At 73.6% G+C, this 18536-nt stretch carries 18 protein-coding genes and 1 tRNA gene; 4 read left to right on the top strand and 15 right to left on the bottom strand.

The window, feature by feature from the left end:
• Positions 1 to 34 precede the first annotated feature (34 nt).
• The 4 genes from ADL08_RS14475 to ADL08_RS14460 are packed head-to-tail and all read right to left on the bottom strand — an operon-like array spanning position 35 to position 3847.
• Positions 35 to 1240 (bottom strand): serine hydrolase domain-containing protein, encoded by a 1206-nt coding sequence (locus ADL08_RS14475; protein WP_053642841.1) that lies wholly within the window; start codon positions 1238 to 1240, stop codon positions 35 to 37.
• A gap of 60 nt (positions 1241 to 1300) precedes the next feature.
• Positions 1301 to 2047, bottom strand: coding sequence for an energy-coupling factor ABC transporter ATP-binding protein (locus ADL08_RS14470; protein ID WP_053642839.1), 747 nt, complete (start codon positions 2045 to 2047; stop codon positions 1301 to 1303).
• On the bottom strand, positions 2044 to 2805 hold the full coding sequence (gene cbiQ, locus ADL08_RS14465; protein WP_053642837.1) for a cobalt ECF transporter T component CbiQ: 762 nt from the start codon (positions 2803 to 2805) through the stop codon (positions 2044 to 2046). Before cbiQ ends, ADL08_RS14470 begins: the two co-directional genes overlap by 4 nt.
• A gap of 1 nt (position 2806) precedes the next feature.
• A complete protein-coding gene (locus tag ADL08_RS14460) occupies positions 2807 to 3847 on the bottom strand; it encodes an energy-coupling factor ABC transporter permease (RefSeq protein ID WP_053642835.1) in 1041 nt (346 codons plus the stop codon).
• 144 nt (positions 3848 to 3991) lie between these two features.
• Here ADL08_RS14460 and ADL08_RS14455 point away from each other — a divergent pair, with 144 nt between their 5' ends.
• Positions 3992 to 4375, top strand: coding sequence for an SsgA family sporulation/cell division regulator (locus ADL08_RS14455; protein WP_053642833.1), 384 nt, complete (start codon positions 3992 to 3994; stop codon positions 4373 to 4375).
• A 123-nt stretch (positions 4376 to 4498) separates the two neighbouring features.
• Here the strand turns inward: ADL08_RS14455 and ADL08_RS14450 are convergent, their stop codons facing one another.
• Entirely contained in the window at positions 4499 to 6697 is a 2199-nt protein-coding gene (locus tag ADL08_RS14450) for an MMPL family transporter (protein ID WP_053642831.1), read from the bottom strand.
• A 116-nt stretch (positions 6698 to 6813) separates the two neighbouring features.
• The gene (locus ADL08_RS14445; protein WP_053642829.1) at positions 6814 to 7386 is read right to left on the bottom strand and encodes a TetR/AcrR family transcriptional regulator; all 573 of its coding nucleotides are present in this window, start codon (positions 7384 to 7386) and stop codon (positions 6814 to 6816) included.
• Between the two features lie 215 nt (positions 7387 to 7601).
• On the opposite strand from ADL08_RS14445, the gene ADL08_RS14440 reads away from it, so the two are divergent.
• Positions 7602 to 10952, top strand: a complete 3351-nt coding sequence (locus ADL08_RS14440; protein ID WP_053642827.1) for a S41 family peptidase — start codon at positions 7602 to 7604, stop codon at positions 10950 to 10952.
• Positions 10953 to 10974: 22 nt separating this feature from the next.
• On the opposite strand, the gene ADL08_RS14435 is transcribed toward ADL08_RS14440, so the two are convergent.
• The 6 genes from ADL08_RS14435 to ADL08_RS14410 form a co-directional block, all read right to left on the bottom strand.
• Positions 10975 to 11217: a hypothetical protein gene (locus ADL08_RS14435; RefSeq protein WP_053642825.1), complete on the bottom strand. Its 243-nt coding sequence runs from the start codon at positions 11215 to 11217 to the stop codon at positions 10975 to 10977.
• Entirely contained in the window at positions 11201 to 11755 is a 555-nt protein-coding gene (locus tag ADL08_RS14430) for a GNAT family N-acetyltransferase (RefSeq protein ID WP_053642823.1), read from the bottom strand. The genes ADL08_RS14435 and ADL08_RS14430 overlap by 17 nt, the downstream gene beginning before the upstream one ends.
• A gap of 117 nt (positions 11756 to 11872) precedes the next feature.
• Positions 11873 to 12058 (bottom strand): hypothetical protein, encoded by a 186-nt coding sequence (locus tag ADL08_RS14425; protein WP_053642821.1) that lies wholly within the window; start codon positions 12056 to 12058, stop codon positions 11873 to 11875.
• Positions 12059 to 12203: 145 nt separating this feature from the next.
• Positions 12204 to 13085: an SDR family oxidoreductase gene (locus tag ADL08_RS14420; RefSeq protein ID WP_053642819.1), complete on the bottom strand. Its 882-nt coding sequence runs from the start codon at positions 13083 to 13085 to the stop codon at positions 12204 to 12206.
• Positions 13082 to 13996 (bottom strand): alpha/beta fold hydrolase, encoded by a 915-nt coding sequence (locus ADL08_RS14415; protein ID WP_053642908.1) that lies wholly within the window; start codon positions 13994 to 13996, stop codon positions 13082 to 13084. The genes ADL08_RS14420 and ADL08_RS14415 overlap by 4 nt, the downstream gene beginning before the upstream one ends.
• A gap of 8 nt (positions 13997 to 14004) precedes the next feature.
• On the bottom strand, positions 14005 to 15531 hold the full coding sequence (locus ADL08_RS14410; protein WP_053642817.1) for a flavin-containing monooxygenase: 1527 nt from the start codon (positions 15529 to 15531) through the stop codon (positions 14005 to 14007).
• Positions 15532 to 15851: 320 nt separating this feature from the next.
• Between ADL08_RS14410 and ADL08_RS14405 the strand changes: the two genes are divergently transcribed.
• A complete protein-coding gene (locus ADL08_RS14405) occupies positions 15852 to 16472 on the top strand; it encodes a MerR family transcriptional regulator (protein ID WP_053642907.1) in 621 nt (206 codons plus the stop codon).
• A gap of 12 nt (positions 16473 to 16484) precedes the next feature.
• On the opposite strand, the gene ADL08_RS14400 is transcribed toward ADL08_RS14405, so the two are convergent.
• Positions 16485 to 17288 (bottom strand): exodeoxyribonuclease III, encoded by an 804-nt coding sequence (locus tag ADL08_RS14400; protein WP_053642815.1) that lies wholly within the window; start codon positions 17286 to 17288, stop codon positions 16485 to 16487.
• A 50-nt stretch (positions 17289 to 17338) separates the two neighbouring features.
• Here ADL08_RS14400 and ADL08_RS14395 point away from each other — a divergent pair, with 50 nt between their 5' ends.
• Positions 17339 to 17818: a GNAT family N-acetyltransferase gene (locus tag ADL08_RS14395; protein WP_053642813.1), complete on the top strand. Its 480-nt coding sequence runs from the start codon at positions 17339 to 17341 to the stop codon at positions 17816 to 17818.
• A gap of 26 nt (positions 17819 to 17844) precedes the next feature.
• Here the strand turns inward: ADL08_RS14395 and ADL08_RS14390 are convergent, their stop codons facing one another.
• Positions 17845 to 18063: a hypothetical protein gene (locus ADL08_RS14390; protein ID WP_053642811.1), complete on the bottom strand. Its 219-nt coding sequence runs from the start codon at positions 18061 to 18063 to the stop codon at positions 17845 to 17847.
• 102 nt (positions 18064 to 18165) lie between these two features.
• A tRNA-Ala gene (locus ADL08_RS14385) sits at positions 18166 to 18239 on the bottom strand.
• Between the last annotated feature and the right edge of the window lie 297 nt (positions 18240 to 18536).

Raw genomic sequence — 18536 nt, 5'->3', positions numbered from 1 at the left:
CGACCGGCCCGTCAGGCGCCAGCCCGTCAGCCCGTCAGGCCGTCACCGCGCGGACCGCCCGTACGAGCGCCTGGGCGCGCGGGTCCGCCGTGACCGTCTTCCGCATGCCGTTGGTGACGTACCCGAAGGCGATCCCGGAGTCGGGGTCCGCGAAGCCCAGGGAGCCGCCCCGGCCCGGGTGGCCGAAGGACGACGGGCCGAGGAGCGGCGAGGCCGGGCCGTGCAGCATGTGCCCGAGGCCGAAGCGGGTGCCGACGAGCAGGACGCGGTCCGTGCCCGCGGACTCCTCGGTACGGGCGAGGGCGAGCGTCGCCGGGGCGAAGAGGCGCTCGGCGCCGTCGACCGGGCCGAGGGTGGCGGCGTAGAAGCGGGAGAGGGCGCGGGCGGTGGCGACGCCGGCCGAGCCGGGGAGTTCGGCGGCCCGGTAGACGGGGTCGTTCTCGTCGGGCCGGGGGTCGATGACGCCGAAGGCGCGGCGGGTGAGGGAGTCCGGGTCCCGGTACGCCTCGGTGACCGCGCGCTTGGGGCGGAGCCTGAGCGCGCCGCTCCCGGCCGGTTCGACCTCCTCGACGGGGCCGATGCGGCCGACCCGGTGGGCCTCCGCGTCCGGCAGCCCGATCCACAGGTCGAGGCCGAGCGGGCCGGCGATCTCCTCGGCCACCCAGCGGCCGATCGTCCGGCCGGTGACCCGGTGGACCAGGCCGGAGAGCAGCCAGCCGAAGGTGTGGGCGTGGTAGCCGTGGGCGGTGCCGGGCTCCCAGACGGGGGCCTGGGCGGCCACGGCGGCGGTCGCCGTCGGCAGGTCGGCGGCCTCGGCGAGGGTGAGCGGCCGGTCGAGGACGGGGACGCCGGCCCGGTGCGCGAGGAGGTCCCGCACGGTCGCGCGGTCCTTGCCGGCCGCCTTGAACTCGGGCCAGTACGTGGCGACGGGGGCGTCCAGGTCGAGCAGGCCGCGCTGGTGCAGGAGCAGGGGGACGGCGGCGGCGACGCCCTTGGTGGCCGAGCGGACGACCTGGGCGGTGTCCTCGGTCCAGGGCTCCGCCCCGTCGACGTCCCTGGTGCCCGCCCACAGGTCGACGACCTTCACGCCGTCCCGGTGGACGGCGACGGCCGCCCCGCGCTCGCCGCGCTGCCCGAAGGCGCGCAGGAACGCGTCCCCGACGGGCTCCCAGCCCGCCGCCACCGTGCCCCGGACGTCCACGTTCCCGCTCCTCGTCTCTCCTGTGCTCCGACCCCCCATGGTGCAACGCGGCGGGCGGAGGGCCGATTCCGGGGCCCTCGGGCCGTCGGGGGCGGGCCCTCAGGCCACCGACTGCGGGACGAAGCCGAACGGCAGCTCCAGGCGGTGCCGGGCCATCAGCTCCGCGTCCGCGAGGAGTTCGCCGGTCCGCCCGTCGGCGGCGACGACGCCCTCGCTGAGGACCACCGCGCGCGGGCAGAGCTCCAGGGCGTACGGCAGGTCGTGGGTGACCATCAGGACGGTGACGTCCAGGGAGCGCAGGACGTCCGCGAGCTCGCGGCGCGAGGCCGGGTCCAGGTTGGAGGACGGTTCGTCGAGGACGAGGATCTCCGGCTCCATGGCGAGGACGGTCGCCACCGCGACCCGGCGGCGCTGCCCGAAGGAGAGGTGGTGCGGCGGCCGGTCCGCGTACTCCGCCATCCCGACCCGCTCCAGGGCCCGCCGCACCACGGCGTCGAGCTCGGCGCCGCGCAGTCCGGCGGCGGCCGGGCCGAAGGCCACGTCCTCGCGGACGGTCGGCATGAACAGCTGGTCGTCGGGGTCCTGGAAGACGATGCCGACCTTGCGGCGGATCTCGGCCATGTGCTTCCTGCCGACCGGGAGCCCGGCGACGGCGACGGTGCCCGCGCCGCCGGTGAGGATGCCGTTGAGGTGGAGGACGAGGGTGGTCTTGCCGGCGCCGTTGGGGCCGAGCAGGGCGACCCGCTCGCCGCGCCCGACGGTCAGGTCCACCCCGAAGAGGGCCTGGTGGCCGTCGGGATAGGCGTACGCGAGGCCGCGGACTTCGAGGGAGGGGGGAGTGGTCACAGGGTCCGTCCCAGGAGGCAGATCAGGAGGGCGGTGAGGGGCAGCGCCGCGGCGTACGCCCACTGGGCGCGGGTGGCGGCCACCTCGTCGAGCACGGGGATGGTGCCGGTGTAGCCACGGCTGACCATGGCCAGGTGGACCCGTTCCCCGCGCTCGTACGAGCGGATGAAGAGCGCGCCCGCGGATTTGGCGAGGACGCCCCAGTGGCGCACGCCCCGCGCCTCGAAGCCGCGCGAGCGGCGGGCGACGGACATGCGGCGCATCTCGTCGGTGATGACGTCGCCGTACCGGATCATGAAGGAGGCGATCTGGACGAGCAGCGGCGGCAGCCTCAGCCGCTGGAGGCCGAGGAGCAGGGAGCGCAGCTCGGTCGTGGCGGCGAGGAGCACGGAGGCGGCGACGCCGAGGGTGCCCTTGGCGAGGACGTTCCAGGCGCCCCACAGGCCGGGGACGCTCAGGGAGATCCCGAGCACCTCGGTCCGCTCGCCGGGCACGACGAACGGCATGAGCAGCGCGAACGCGACGAACGGCACCTCGACGAGCAGCCGCCTGAGCAGGAAGCCGGCCGGGATCCGGGCCTTCGCCGCCACGGCCGCGAGGAGCGCGGCGTGGAGGGCGAAGGCCCAGACGGCCTCGCGGGGCGTCGAGACGACGACCAGGACGAAGCCGAGGACGGCGACGAGCTTGGTGTGCGCGGGCAGCCCGTGGACCGGCGAGTGTCCGTGCCGGTAGAGCTTGTGGGCGTGTCCCGCGCCCACGTCAGACGCTTTCCGGTACGGCGTCGCGGCGGCGGCGGCGGACGACCAGGAAGACGCCGGTGCCGACGGCCAGGGTCGTGCCCACGCCGATGACGCCGGCCAGGCCGCCGGAGAGGCGCGCGTCGCCGACGTCCTTGACGCCGTAGTCGGCGAGCGGGGAGTCCGCGGTGGCGTGCTCGTACGCGTCGGCCTTGGCGTCGATGCCCTGGTCGGCGGCGACCTTCTCCAGGCCGTCGGGGCTGGCGGAGGCGTAGAAGGAGACGAAGCCGGCGAGGACGAGGGCGGTGACGACGCCGGCGGTCCACAGCTTCCTGGGAGAGCCCTGGGCGGGAGCGGCCGGGGCGGCGGGCGCGGCGTCGACCAGCTCGCCGTCCACCCGGAGCTTGAGCGGGGCGGTCAGGCCGCGCGCGCCGTACACCAGGTCGGGGCGGACGGCGAGGACCGCGCCGACGGTCAGCATGGTGATGACGGCCTCGCCGATGCCGATGAGGACGTGCACGCCGACCATCGCGGTGAGGACCTTGCCGAGGGGGACGTCGGTGGTGCCGCCGACCGCGTAGACCAGCGTGAAGGCGGCGGCCGCGGCCGGTACGGAGACGAGCGCGGCGACGAAGGAGGCCGCGGTCACCGAGCGGCGGGTGCGCGGCAGGACCAGGACGAGGCCCCGGAAGAGCGCGTAGGCCACGACGACGGTGACGACGCCCATGACGTCGATGTTCACGCCGAGCGCGGTGAGGCCGCCGTCCGCGAAGAGGACGCCCTGCATGAGCAGGACGACCGCTATGCACAGGACGCCGGTCCAGGGGCCGACGAGTATCGCGGCGAGCGCGCCGCCGAGGAGGTGTCCGCTGGTCCCGGCGGCGACCGGGAAGTTCAGCATCTGGACGGCGAAGACGAAGGCCGCGACGAGGCCGGCGAGCGGCGCGGTCCTCTCATCCAGCTCGCGGCGGGCTCCGCGCAGGCTGACGGCGACGGCGCCGGCGGCGACGACACCGGCGACGGCCGATACGGGGGCGTTGATGAATCCGTCAGGTACATGCACGTCGGAATGATGGGCGCTCCTGCGAAGGGCTTGCAAGAGCGCATGGGTCACATCATGGCCGCAGCTGTGCCCGCATGAGGCGTGCGATCACGGGGAAGAAGTGCCACATTGGCTTATAAGAGGACGAAACGTCAGGAGCCACCGATGGCCGCCGCACCCGCCCCCGCAGTCGACGACCGTGCCAAGGGCCGGATCGTCAGCGACGCCCCGCTCACCCGACCCGTCCCGGTGGCCCTCCGCTACGACCCCGGCTACTCCCCCGCGACCGTCCGCTTCGTCTTCCCCGGCGCCGTCGAGTGGTCCTTTCCGCGCGCCCTCCTGGAGACGGGCCTGCGCACCCCGACCCGGCGCGGCGACATCGGCGTCTGGCCCTGCGGCCGGGTGCAGACGGTGGTCGAGTTCCACACGGAGGAGGGGGTGGAGGTCGTCCAGTTCGACACCGCCGCCCTGGTCCGCTTCCTCCGCCACACGTACTCCTCCGGCCCCTCCACCGCTTCGGGTACGCGGACGCCGTCGGCGCGTCGCTGACTGACGACACGCCGACGGCGTCGGGGCTGGACCCGGCCGGTACTCGCACCTGCGCGAGATCAGGCCTTCACGAGGTCAGGGCTTCACGAGGTCAGACCTTCACGAGGTGAAGGCTTCACCGGATCAGACCTTCACGAGGTCCGGCTTCTCCTGCGAGCCGGTCCCGTCGACGTGCTCGGCGAGGCCCTCGCCCTCCACGTCCACGTTCGGCAGGGCCCGGTCCAGCCACTTCGGCAGCCACCAGGCCTTGTGGCCGAGCAGGGCCAGGACGGCCGGGACGATCGCCATGCGGACCACGAAGGCGTCGAAGAGGACCGCGACGGCCAGGCCGAAGCCGATCATCTTGATCATCTGGTCGGTCATCCCGATGAAGCCGGAGAAGACCGCGATCATGATCACCGCGGCGGCGGTGACCACCCGGGCGCTGTGCCGGAAGCCGGTCACGATCGCCTCGCCGGGACGCTCGCCGTGGACGTACGCCTCCCGCATCCGGGTGACGAGGAACACCTCGTAGTCCATCGCGAGGCCGAAGACGACGCCCACCATGAAGATCGGCATCATCGACATGATCGGGCCGGTCTGCTCGACCCCGAAGAGGCTGCCGAGCCAGCCCCACTGGAAGACCGCGACGACCGCGCCGAGGGCCGCGACCACCGAGAGCAGGAAGCCGAGGGCCGCCTTCAGGGGGACGAGGACCGAGCGGAAGACCAGGGTCAGGAGCAGGAAGGCGAGGCCGACGACGAGGGCCAGGTAGGGCACCAGGGCGTCGTTCATCTTCTGCGAGAAGTCGATGTTCATCGCGGTGGCGCCGGTGACGAGGACGTCGTCGCCGGTGGCGCCGCGGATGTCGTGGACGAGGTTCTCGGTGGCGCCGGAGGACGGGCGGTCCTTCGGGACGACCGTGATCATCGCGGCGTCGCCGGCCTTGTTCGGGGTCGCCGGGGTGACGGCGGCCCAGCCGTCGAGCTTCTTGATCGTGGAGACCGTCCTGTCGGCGGTGGCCCTGTCGCCGTCGACGACGACGAGCAGCGGGCCGTTGAAGCCGGGGCCGAAGCCGTCGGACAGGGCGTCGTACGCGCGGCGCTCGGTGGTGGAGACCGGCTTCACGCCGTCGTCCGGCAGGCCCATCTCCAGGGAGGCGGCGGGCACCGCGATCGCGCCGAGGCCGAGGACGCCGACGAGGAGCACCATCACGGGGCGGCGGATGACGAACCGGGCCCAGCGGGTGCCGCCGTTCGGCTTCTCCTCCTTGACGCCCTTGCCGCCCTCGCCGTCCTCGCCGGTCCCGGACTCCGCGCCCTTGCGCTGCTTGCGGCCCACGACCTTGTCGCCGGCGAAGCCGAGCAGGGCCGGGATCAGGGTGAGCGCGATGAGGACGGCGATGACGACCGTGCCGGCGGCGGCGAAGCCCATCTTCGTCAGCATCGGGATGTTGACGACGGCCAGGCCGACGAGGGCGATGACGACGGTGAGCCCGGCGAAGACGACGGCGGAGCCGGCCGTGCCGGTCGCGCGGCCCGCGGCCTCCTCCTTGTCGCGGCCCTCGGCGAGCTCCGCGCGGTAGCGGGAGACGATGAAGAGGGCGTAGTCGATGCCGACCGCGAGGCCGATCATCATCGCGAGGGTGGAGGTGGTGGAGCCGAGGTCGAGGACGTTCGCGAGCGCCGCGATCGAGGAGACGCCGATGCCGACGCCGATGATCGCGGTGAGCAGCGGGAGTCCGGCGGCGACGAGCGAGCCGAAGGTGACGACGAGCACGATGCCGGCGATGACCACGCCGACGATCTCGCCCGCGCCGGTCTCGGGCATGGTCTGGAGGGCGTCGCCGCCGACCTCGACCGTCAGGCCCTTGCCCTGCGCCTGGTGCCCGGCCTGCTTCAGGGCCTCGCGCGTCTCGTCGGTCAGCTCCATGGCGTTGACCTTGTACGCGACGGAGACGTAGGCGGTGGAGCCGTTCTGCGAGACGGCCCGCGCGGTGTACGGGTCGGCGACCGAGACGATCTGGTCCGAGCCGGACTTGAGCGCGGCGACGGTCTCCTCGACGACGGCCTTGTGCGCCGGGTCGGTCACCTTCTGGCCCTCGGGGGCCTTGAAGACGACGCGGGCGGTGGCCCCGTCGGCTCCGGCGCCCGGGAAGCGCTCTTCGAGCAGGTCGAAGGCGCGCTGGGCCTCGGTGCCGGGGATCGAGAAGGAGCTGGAGGTGGCGGCGGGCGCGGTCGCGGCGCCGACGCCGGCGAGCGCGAGGAGCGCCACCCAGAGGAGGGCGACGAGCCGTCGGCGCCGGAAGGCGGAGCGACCCAGTTTGTACAGGAACGTGGCCACGGGGGCGTACTCCCGGTGTTGAGGGACAAGGGCATGGGGAGCCGGCCCGACGGCGTGAGCGGCGCGACGTCAGGTGGAGAGGTGGTGCGGGGTCCTCCGGGGAGGTCCCGTGGGGCTCAGACGCCGAGTGAGGGGAGCACGACGGCGTCGACGTAGGCACTGAGGAACGCGTGGTCGACCGGCTGATCCTCGATCAGCGGGCGGGCGACGAACGCGCCGATCAGCATGTGCGGGACGAGCTTCAGCGCCGGATTGCCGGCGTCGACCTCGCCCCTGCGGACCGCCCGGCGCAGCACTTCCTCGAAGCTGTTCATCTCGGGTTCGACGATCAGTTCGCGCAGCGCCCGGTGCAGGTCGGGGTTGTCGTGGACGGCATGGGCCAGACCCCGCATCAGCGCGGAGTCCTTCTCCATCTGGCAGTCGTCGGTCCGTTCGAGCATGGCCCGGAAGTCGCCGCGCAGCGAACCGGTGTCGATCTCGGAGAGGTCGGCCGGCTTGTTGGCGCGCAGCGCCCGGGCGACCAGCTCGGGCTTGCTCCCCCACTGGCGGTAGAGGGTGGCCTTGCTGGAGTGGGTGCGGGCGGCGACGGCGTCCATGGTGAGGGCGTCGTAGCCGACCTCGCGCAGGAGGTCGAGCACGGCCGCGTACAGCTCGGACTCCCGCTCGGGAGTGAGCCTGCTGCGTGCCATGCCGTGCCTCCTGCTTCTTCTTCCGCTCCCGCTTCCGCTCCGGTGGACCGACGGGGAGCGAACGAAACGGTTTCGTACAGTAAGAAGATACTCCCGCCCTCCAGCGAAACGAAACCGTTTCGTACGTGTTCTGGCCCACACCGGCGGGACCCCCGGGACGCGCCCGCATACACGTACGAGTTGCCACGCCCCCTCCGCCCCGAAAGCATGGGGAGGTGAGTGACGACGTCGCGTATCTCCGTTTTCCGCACCTCCACGACGACCTGCTGTGCTTCGTCGCCGAGGACGACCTCTGGGTCGCCCCGCTCGCCTTCGAGGGGGAGCGCCCCGGCCGGGCCTGGCGGCTCACCGTCGACCGGACCCGGGTCGGGCACCCGCGCTTCTCGCCGGACGGGCGCCACATCGCGTACACGAACTGGCGCAGCCTGGACCCCGAGATCCACCTCGTCCCGGTCGACGGCGGGGCCGCCCGGCGGCTCACCCACTGGGGCTCCACCGACACCCGGGTCTGCGGCTGGACGCCCCCCGACAAGGACGGCCGCTCCGAGATCCTCGCCGTCTCCTCGCACGGGCAGCCCTTCTCGTACTACTCCTGGGCCTACACCGTCCCCACCGACGGCACCCCGGGCCGCCGGCTGCCCTGGGGTCCGGTCTCCGACATCACGGTCACGGACGGGATCACCGCCCCCGGCAACGAGACCGAGCGGTGCACGCTGCTGCTCACCGGGAAGCCGCCGCACGAGCCCGCCGCCTGGAAGCGGTACCGGGGCGGCGCCACCGGCCGGCTCTGGCTGCACGGCGAGCGGCTGCTGCCCGACATCGGCGGGCACCTGGACTGCCCGATGGCCGTGGGGGGCCGGATCGCGTTCCTCTCCGACCACGAGGGCGTCGGCAACCTGTACTCCTGCCGGCCCGACGGCACCGACCTGCGCCGCCACACCGACCACGCCGAGTTCTACGCCCGGCACGCCTCCAGCGACGGCCGGCGGGTCGTCTACCAGTGCGCGGGCGAGCTGTGGACCGTGGACGCCCTCACCCCCGACTCCCGCCCCCGCAGGCTCGAAGTGCGGCTCGGCGGCCAGCGCGTCGGCCGGCGGAGCTACCAGGTGCCCGCCGCCCACCACATCGACTCCCTCTCCGTCGACGAGACCGGCCGGGCCAGCGCCGTCTCCGTCCGGGGCAGCCTGTACTGGCTGACGCACCGCGACGGCCCGGCCCGCACGATCATCGACTCCCCCGGCGTCCGGGTCCGGCTGCCCGAGATGCTCGGCAGCGGCGGCCAGGTCGCGTACGTCACCGACGCCGACGGCGAGGACGCCGTGGAGGTGGCCCACCTGCCGCGCGCCAGCGGCGACCGGCCGCCGCGCCGGCTCGCCACGGGGGGCCTCGGGCGGGTCGAGGAACTGGTCGCCGACCCGGACGGCGAGCGGCTCGCCCTCGCCTCCCACGACGGCCGGCTCCTGCTCCTCGACGCGAGCGAGGAGTCGGACGGGGAGCCGGGCGGAGAACCGGACGGAGAACCGGACGGGAAGCCGAACGGCCGGGTCACCGAGCTGATCAGGTCCGTCAACGGACCCGTCCGCGACCTCGCCTTCTCCCCCGACGGCGACTGGCTGACCTGGTCCCACCCCGGCATCGGCCGCTCCCTGCGCTCCATCAAGATGGCCCGCATCTCGGGCCCCGGCGCCCGCACGGTCGTGGACGTCACCAACGGGCGCTTCGAGGACGAGAACCCGGTCTTCACCCGGGACGGGCGCTACCTCGCCTTCCTCTCCTGGCGCGGCTTCGACCCGGTGTACGACGTGCACACCGGCGACCTGTCGTTCCCGCTGGGCTGCCGCCCCTACCTCGTCCCGCTCTCCTCCGCGACCCCGTCCCCCTTCGCGCTGCTCCCGGACGGGCGCCCGGCGGCCGGCGGCCTCGACCCGGCCGACGACGACACGGCCCCGGCCGAGGGCACGGTGACGGTGGAGATCGAGGGGCTCGCCGAGCGGGTCACGCCGTTCCCGGTCTCCGCCTCCAAGTACTCCGCGCTGCACCCGGTCAGCGGCGGCGGCCTGGTCTGGCTGCGCTGGCCCATCTCGGGCGCGCTCGGCGAGACCTTCGCCAACCCGGCCGACACCTCGGGCCGGCCCACCCTGGAGCACTTCTCCATCACCAAGGCCCGCAAGAGCGAACTCGCCTCCGACCTGGACTGGTTCGCGGTCAGCGGCGACGGCACCCGGCTCGTCGTCGCGGACGAGGGCGAGCTGCGGGCGGTGCCCGCCACCGAGGCCGGCGACGGCGACTCGACCGTCTACCTGGACCTGCGGCGCATCCTGCACGAGGTCGACCCGGGCGCCGAGTGGCGGCAGGCCTTCGACGAGGCCGGGCGGATCGTCCGCGCCTACTTCTGGGAGCCCGGCATGGGCGGGGTGGACTGGACGGCGGTCCTCGACCAGTACCGGCCGCTGGTCGAACGGGTCTCCTCCCCCGACGAGTTCGCCGACCTGCTGCGCGAGGTGATGGGCGAGCTGGGCACCTCGCACGCGTACGTCACCCCGGCCCGCCGCAACGAGGGCCCGCCGCACTACCAGCGGCCCATGGGCCTGCTCGGCGCCAACCTCGTGCTCCGCGAGGCCGGCTGGACGGTGAAGCGGATCCTGCCCGGCGAGTCCTCCGACTCCAAGGCCCGCTCCCCGCTGGCCGGTACGGGCATCCGCGAGGGCGCCGTCCTCACCCACGTCGACGGGCGTCCGGTGGACCCGGTCACCGGGCCGTACCCGCTGCTCTCCGGCACCGGCGGCACCACCGTCGAGCTGACCTTCACCCCCGCCGAGGGCGAGGGGCGCGCCCGCCGGGTCGCCGTCGTCCCGCTCGTCGACGAGCGCCCGCTGCGCTACCAGGACTGGGTCGCCAAGCGCCGGACCGTGGTCCGCGAGCTCAGCGGCGGGCGCTGCGGCTACCTCCACATCCCCGACATGGGCGGCTCGGGCTGGGCGCAGTTCAACCGCGACCTGCGCATGGAGGTCTCCCGGCCGGCCCTCATCGTGGACGTGCGCGGCAACGCGGGCGGCAACATCAGCGAGCTCGTCATCGAGAAGCTGACCCGGCGGATCCTCGGCTGGGACCTCACGCGCAACGCCCAGCCCGTCAGCTACGCCTCCAACGCGCCGCGCGGCCCCGTCGTCGCCCTCGCCGACGAGGCCACCTCCTCCGACGGCGACATGATCACCGCCGCCTTCAAGCTCCTGGGCCTCGGTCCGGTCGTCGGCCAGCGCACCTGGGGCGGGGTGGTCGGCATGACCGGCCGCCACCGGCTCGGGGACGGCACCCAGATCACGGTGCCGATGAACGCGGCCTGGTTCCCCGAGTACGGCTGGTCCCTGGAGAACCACGGCGTCGAGCCCGACCTCGCGGTCCTGCGCACCCCCCTGGACTGGGCGGAGGGCCGCCACGCCCAGCTGGACGACGCCGTCCACGTCGCCCTCGCGCTCCTGGAGAAGACCCCGGCGGCGAGCCCCCCGGCGTACGAGGAACTGCCGGACCGCTCCCGCCCGAAGCTGCCGCCGAGGCCGGAGGGATAGGCCGGATCCGAGGGGCCGGGGCTCAAGGCCCCGGCCCCTCGGACGACAGCGGGAACTGGACGGCCGGCGGTCGCGCGACCGTCCGGGTCAGCCCCTCTCGGAAGACGTTCTCGGGCATGGCGGTGACGAGGAGGGACCCCTCGTCCGCGGTCGGCACGTACTCGGCGGTGGAGTCCGTCCCCCGGGCCTGCTGCCGTTCTTCGGCCTCCGGCCTGTCGGCCGCCCTGTCGGCGCTCGCGGCGCCCCTCTCATCCCCCGGAGCCACGCACCGGCCCGGGATCCTCCGCCGGGCGCGTCCTGGAGTCCGCCTCCGTCACCCCGTACACCAGGTCGAGTTCGTACGAGGTGCCCGGCCGGCCGTCCAGGACCACGCTCCCGACCGCGCCGAACCCGATCCGTCCGAGGACGGCCCTCGATCCCGTGTTGTCGAGGGTCGTGGCGGCGGTCAGCCGGCTCAGCCCGTACTCCTCGCGGGCCAGCCGGCACACCTCCCGCACCCCGGCCGTCGCCACCCCGCGCCCGGCGGCGCGCTCGGCGACCCGGTAGCCCAGCTCGGCGGCCCCGTCGGCGACGTCGACCAGGTTGAACCGCCCGAGGACCTCCCCGCCCTCCCCCACGAGCACGTGGAAGTGGATCGTCCCGGTCTCCTGCTCGTCGAGCAGCGCCCGGTGCCGCTCCGCGAACCCGCTGAAGTACGCGTCGCCCCGGTCGGGCACGGACGCGGCGAAGTAGGCCCGGTTCTCCCGCTCGAACACGAGCAGGGCGGGGGCGTGGTCGGAGCGCAGTCGTTCGAGTACGGCCATGGGCGCCACCGTACGAAGATCCGGCGGCGGACGCACGGGAGTTGCGGGCGGTGGCCGAAAACGCGCGAAGGCGCACCCGGTGTCGCGGGTGCGCCTCCGGCGTGAACCGGCGGAACGTCAGGCCTGGCGGCCCTGGTTGCGGCGGTCCTGGACCTCCTGCTGGGCGCGGTCCTGCGCGTCCTGGGGGCGCTCACGGCCCTGGGAGGCGCGCTCGGACGCCTCGTCCTTCGCCTTGCCCATGGCCTCCTTGGCCTGGTGCTTGAGCTGTTCGGCCTTGTCCTTGAACTGGTCCTGCACGCCCATGGAAGTTCACTCCTGTGAGAGATGTGGGGGGGAGGTGGGGGACGTGGTGTCCCCGACCTCGATCAGCCTCGCACGAGTGAACATTCCGCGCATTTCGATCAGTTACGGACGGTGAGAACCGGAGGTCGGACGCGGGGCCGGGGGGTCAGACCCGCTCCGTGCGCTCCTGCTCGTCGGCCGCGCCGCCCGCCCCCACGAGACCCTTGGAGACCGTGTCGAGGCGCGGCCCGAAGCGCCTCATCTCGCGCTGCCCCACGGTCGCGATCACGCCGGGCAGGTAGCCGCGGATCGACTGCATCCCGCGCAGCCACCACTGGGCGTAGACGTGCGGCGAGCGCCGCTCGATGCCCTCGACGATCCGGTCGACGGCCGGGCCGAGGGGGTACGTGCGGTTCGACGGCCACGGCAGCCGCTGGCGCAGCTCCCGCATGACGTCGTCCTCGTCGGCGCCCCGCACCATGTCCGTGTCGGTCCAGGAGAGGTAGCCGACGCCGACCTTCACGCCCTTGTACGCGACCTCGGCGCGCAGGCTGTGCGCGAAGGCCTCGACGCCCGACTTGGAGGCGCAGTACGCCGTCATCATCGGGGCCGGGGTGATCGCGGCGAGCGAGGCGATCTGGAGGAAGTAGCCGCGGGACTCCATGAGGACGGGCAGGAACGCCCGGCCGGTCACGGCGCCGCCGATCAGGTTGACCTCGATGACCCGCCGCCAGGCGACCGGGTCGGAGCCGACGAACGGACCGCCGGACGCGACACCGGCGTTGGCGACGACGATGTCGACCTTCCCGAACCGCTCCTTCACCTCGGCCGCGACCCGGGACATCGCCTCGTGGTCGGTGACGTCGGCGTGCCACCAGTCGGCCTCCGTGTGGAGCCGGCCCGCGACCTCCTTGAGCTGCTCCGGCTCCAGGCCGACGAGCGCGATCTTCGCGCCGCGCGCGGAGAGCTTGCGGGCGAGGAGTTCGCCGACGCCGCGGGCCCCTCCGGTGACGACCGCGACCTGTCCTTCGAGACTGACCCTGCTCATGCGTCCTCCTTGGCGTTCACGGTGGCGGTGTCCTTCACGCCCAGGTACGTGAGGGTCAGTTCGCGGATCTGCGCGGTGACGGCCTCCGGGGCCTCCACCGGGGTCATGTGGCCCATGCCGGGCAGCTCGACGAAGCCCGCGCAGTGCGGCAGCGCCTCCGCGAGGGCGCGGGAGTGGGCGGCCGGGGTGAGCCGGTCGGCGGTGCCGACGAGCACGGCGACCGGCAGCCGCAGCGCCCGCACGCCGTGTTCGAGGTCGAGTCCGGCCAGGACCTGCGACCAGCCGTGGCGCGGGCCGCGCGGGCAGGCGTGCACGATCCGGGCGCAGGCGTCGACCCGGTCGGGGGCCGAACCGGGTCCCATGGTCGCGTACTTGAGGACCTTCTTCGAGACGGCGTTGACCGGTCCGAGCGGCGCCCTGGAGCCGAGGACGGCCGCGGTGAGCCGGGTGCGCAGGCCGCCGGGCCGCAGCGGCACGACGGTGGCCTCGGCGGTCAGCCGGGAGGGGCCGGTGGAGCAGAGCAGGACGGCGGCGGCGTGGTCGCGCAGCCCGTGGCGCTCGGCGGCGGCCATGATCGTCATGCCGCCCATGGAGTGGCCGGCGAGCACGGCCCGCTCGCCGGTGGCGAGGGTGGCGGAGAGCACCGCCTCCAGGTCGTCGGCGAGCGCCGTCGTCGAGTAGCCGCCGGGCCCGGGGTCGGGCGAACGGCCGTGGCCGCGCTGGTCGTAGGCGATGACCCGGTGGTCGGCGGCGAGCGCCCGGATCTGCTCGGCCCAGAAGGCGATCGAGCAGGTCCAGCCGTGGGCCAGGACGACGGCGGGGGCGCCCTCGGGGCCGTACACCTCGACGTGGACGCGGGAACCGTCGGCGGAGGTGACGGTGAGTTCACGGGCCGCGGGGAGCGGGGTCAGGTGCCGGCTCACTGGGTGGTCTCCTTCGTGCGGGAGGAGCGGGACGTGACGGCGGGAGCGGTCCTGGGCGCGCGGATCACCTCGTACTCGGAGAGGTCGACCTGCCGGGTCTCGCGCCGGAACTCGCGGGTGGTGCCCGGCCAGAGGGTGGTGTTGCGCCCGTTGGCGTCGAGGTACCAGCTGTCGCAGCCGCCGGCCTTCCAGACGGTCCGCTCCATCCGGGCCTGCACCTTGCGGTTCCAGGCGTGCACGGCGGAGGGCCGGACGGCGAGGGCGGCGCGGCCGCCGAGGACGTTGAGCTGGCGCAGGTAGTCGGCCATGTAGTTCAGCTGGGACTCGATCATCAGGATCATCGAGGAGTTCCCGAGGCCGGTGTTGGGGCCGATGATCGTCATCCAGTTGGGGAAGCCGGCGGCGGTGGCGCCGCGCAGCGACTCCATGCCGTCCTTCCAGGCGTCGGCGAGCGAGAGCCCGTCGGCCCCGAAGACGCGGTCGGCGATCGGCATGTCGGTGACGCGGAAGCCGGTGCCGAAGACGATCGCGTCGACCTCGGTCTCGGTGCCGTCGGCACCGACCAGGGTCGAGCCGCGGACCTCGCGCAGGCCGGAGGCGACGACGTCGACGTTGGGCCGCGCGACCGCCGGGTAGTACGCGTTCGACAGCAGGATCCGCTTGCAGCCGATGCGGTACGAGGGGGTCAGCTTGGCCCGCAGCGCCGGGTCCTTGACGGCCCTGGCGATGTTGGCCTTGGCGAGCTTCTCGACGAGGCCCAGCTCGCCGGGGTGCTTGGTGAAGGCGCCGACCTGGAGTTCGCGGATGCCCCAGAGCAGGCCGCGGCGCAGGGTGGCGGTGGCGGGCAGGGCGCGGTGCAGCCGGCGCTCGGCGCCGGTGATGTTCCGGTCCATGCGGGGCATGACCCACGGGGGCGTGCGCTGGAAGAGCGTGAGCCTGCGGACCTGCGGCTGGATCGCGGGCACGATCTGGATGGCGGAGGCGCCGGTGCCGATCATGGCGACGCGCTTGCCGGTGAGGTCGTAGTCGTGGTCCCAGCGGGCCGAGTGGAAGACCTTGCCGGGGAAGCCGTCGAGCCCCGGGACGTCGGGAATCCTGGGGTCGGAGAGCGGGCCGGTGGCGGAGACGACGACCTCGGCGCTGAAGGAGCCGGAAGAGGTCTCGATCTCCCACCTCAAGGCGTCGGCGTCCCACTCCATCCGCAGCACCTCGTGGTTCAGCCGCAGGTGGGGCCGGATCCCGAAGGTGTCGGTGACGTGCTCCAGGTACGCGCGGATGTGCCGCTGCCCGGAGAAGGTGCGGGGCCAGTCCGGGTTGGGCGCGAAGGAGAAGGAGTAGAGGTGGGAGGGGACGTCGCAGGCGCACCCGGGGTAGCTGTTGTCGCGCCAGGTGCCGCCCACGGAGTCGGCCCGCTCCAGGACCACGAAGTCGGTGATGCCCTCGCGGCGCAGCCGGACGGCGGCCCCCAGGCCGCCGAATCCCGATCCGATCACCGCCACCCGTACGTGCTCGTGCTTCGCCATGCCGCCTCCCGTGCGCCCGGCTGATTCCGCCAGCAATCACTGGCATGGTGGGGACTGTAGAGCAGCTCCCTACCGAGCGGTAGGGGTACGACGAGGGAAAGTTACCGGCGGTACAACATAGGCTGGCGGGCGTGGCAGAAGGATCGAGTCCCGGGACGGGCGCGGGCGGCGCGACGGGCGCGGATACGGGGGCGAGCGGCGACGTGACGGGCGCGGGTACGGACGACGCGGCGGGTACGGGAGCGGGCACGAGCGGACCGGCGGGCGCACCGGGCACGCACGCCACCGCCCCCGCCCCGGAAGGCCTCCGCGAGTACCGCGTGGAGGAGCTGGCGGCCGCCGCCGGCATCACCGTGCGCACCCTGCGCTTCTACCGCGAGCGCGGGCTGATCCCGCCGCCCCGCCGCGAGGGCCGGATCGCCTGGTACGACGAGCAGCACCTGGCCCGGCTGCGGACCATCGCCGCCCTCCTGGAGCGCGGCCACACCCTCAACGGCATCGCCGACCTCACCACCGCCTTCGAGAGCGGCCGGAACGTCCGCGAGGTCCTCGCCATAGACGTCCCCAGCGAGGAGGAGCCGGTCCGCCTCACCCCCGAGGAGCTGGCCGACCACTTCGCGGGCGAGGTCACGCCCGAGAACCTGGCCGCCGCCCTCGACCTCGGCTACCTCGTCACCGACGGCGAGGAGATCGTCCACATCAGCCGCCGGCTGCTCGACGTCTCCGCCGCGCTCGTCCGCGAGGGCGTGCCGCTCGCGGAGGTCCTGAAGGCGGGCGCCCGCGTCCGCGAGCACGCGGACGCGCTCGCGGAGCTCTTCACCGACCTGCTCCGCGCCCACGCGGCCGAGGAGGACCTGTGGCGGCTGCGCCCGCTCGCGAAGAGCGTGGTGGAGGCGGAGCTGTCGATGGCCCTGGACCGCCGCCTGCGCGACAGCCCCTGAGGGGGCCGGGTCCTACAGGTCGTAGACGGCGGTGACGGGCGCGTGGTCGCTCCACCGCTCGTCGTGGGTGGCGGCCCGCTCGACGTACGCCTTCACGGCCTTGGCTGCGATCCCCGGCGTGGCGATCTGGTAGTCGATGCGCCAGCCGCTGTCGTTGTCGAAGGCGCGCCCGCGGTAGGACCACCAGGAGTAGGGCCCCTCCTGGTCGGGGTGGAGCTCGCGCACGACGTCCACGTACCCGCCGTCCTCCCCGGCGAGGACCCGGCTCAGCCACTCCCGCTCGTCGGGCAGGAAGCCGGCCTTCTTCTGGTTGAGCTTCCAGTTCTTCAGGTCGGCCCGGCGGTGGGCGATGTTCCAGTCGCCGCAGACGACGACCTCGCGCCCGTCGGCGGCGGCCCGGATCCGGAGCTCCTTCAGGTACGGCAGGAACGCGTCCATGAAGCGGTACTTCTCGTCCTGGCGCTCGGTGCCGACCTCGCCGGAGGGCAGGTAGAGGCTGGCGACGGTCACGCCGGGCAGGTCGGCCTCGACGTACCGGCCGCCGGTGGCGAACTCGGCGCACCCGAAGCCGACCCGCACCGCGTCGGGCTCGCGCCGGGTGTAGAGGGAGACGCCGGCGCGCCCCTTGGCGACGGCGGGGGCGTGCACGGCGAACCAGCCCTCGGGCGCCCGCACCTCCGGGGGCAGCTGGGCCTCCTCGGCGCGCACCTCCTGGAGGCAGAGGACGTCGGCGGAGGTCCCGGCCAGCCACTCGACGAAGCCCTTCTTGGCGGCTGCACGGAGACCATTGACATTCACGGACGTGACAGTGAGCATCCCGGGAGAATACCGACACCCGTCATCCGCACGCACGTACGATGAAACGCATGAACATCCGTCCCACCCCCTATGACCACCCCGACGCCGTCAAACTCAACGACGCGGTCCAGGCGGAGTACGCCGTCCGCTACGGCGACGAGGGCGACGTCACACCGCTGGACGCCGGGATGTTCGTCCCGCCCCGCGGTCTCTACCTGCTCGCCTACCACCCCGAGGGGCAGCCCCTCGCCACCGGCGGCTGGCGCACCCAGGACGCGAACGACCAGGGGTACGCGGACGGCGACGCCGAGCTGAAGCGCATGTACGTGGTCCCCGAGGCCCGCGGCCTGGGCCTGGCCCGCCGCATCCTGGCGGCCCTCGAAGCCGACGCCCGCGCCGCCGGCCGCACCCGCATGGTCCTGGAGACGGGCACCGCCCAGCCGGAGGCCATCGCCCTCTACGCCTCCAGCGGCTACGCCCCGTGCACCAAGTTCGGCCACTACCGGAACCACCCGGAGAGCCGCTGCTACGCGAAGCCCCTGGCCTGACGCGCCGGCACCCGCACCGGGGCCCGTCAGCCGCCGCCCTCGCCGGCGGTGCGGCGGCGACGGTAGGCCCGGGCGGTGCCGAGTCCGATGAGGACGCTGGGGAGGACGACGAGGACCCCGTCGACGCTCACCCCCTGATCGTCGATCAGGAACGCCACCAGCGAGGACAGAGCGAAGACGCTGACACCCGTCACCACCAGGAACAGCGCGAGCTCGTTCCACCGGTTCTTCGAGCTGTGGGTCACGCTCCGCATGGTGCCCCGGGCCGGTGCGCGGCACCGTGCCGCCTCGCCGGAAAAGCAGGAATCCCGCCCGATCTTCCGATCGGACGGGATTCCCGTCGTCTGTGGACCTGTGGGGATTTGAACCCCAGACCCCCTCGATGCGAACGAGGTGCGCTACCAGACTGCGCCACAGGCCCTTGCGACGTGTGAAACATTAGCACTCCGACCGACGAGAACAAAAATCGCTTCCGCCGCAGGTCAGCCGAGGGGGTCGGGGGCCGCCCGGCCCCGGGCGCCCTCGCCGCGCGACGAACACGGCGGCGGCCCGGTGAGCGGCTGGTGGGACCACCCGGAGGAGCGGGCGCTCGAAGCGGTCCGCCGCGTCGGCGAGCGGCTTCACCGGCGGGAGGGGGAGCGCGTAGCGCGTGCCCGCCGTGCAGACGGCGTGCAGGGCGGACTCCAGGACCGCCGCGTCCTCGTCGCCGGACAGGGCG

It is taken from the genome of Streptomyces sp. NRRL F-6492 (genome assembly GCF_001280125.1).
Taxonomy (GTDB): domain Bacteria; phylum Actinomycetota; class Actinomycetes; order Streptomycetales; family Streptomycetaceae; genus Streptomyces.
This window is presented reverse-complemented; position numbering and strand designations above follow the sequence as displayed.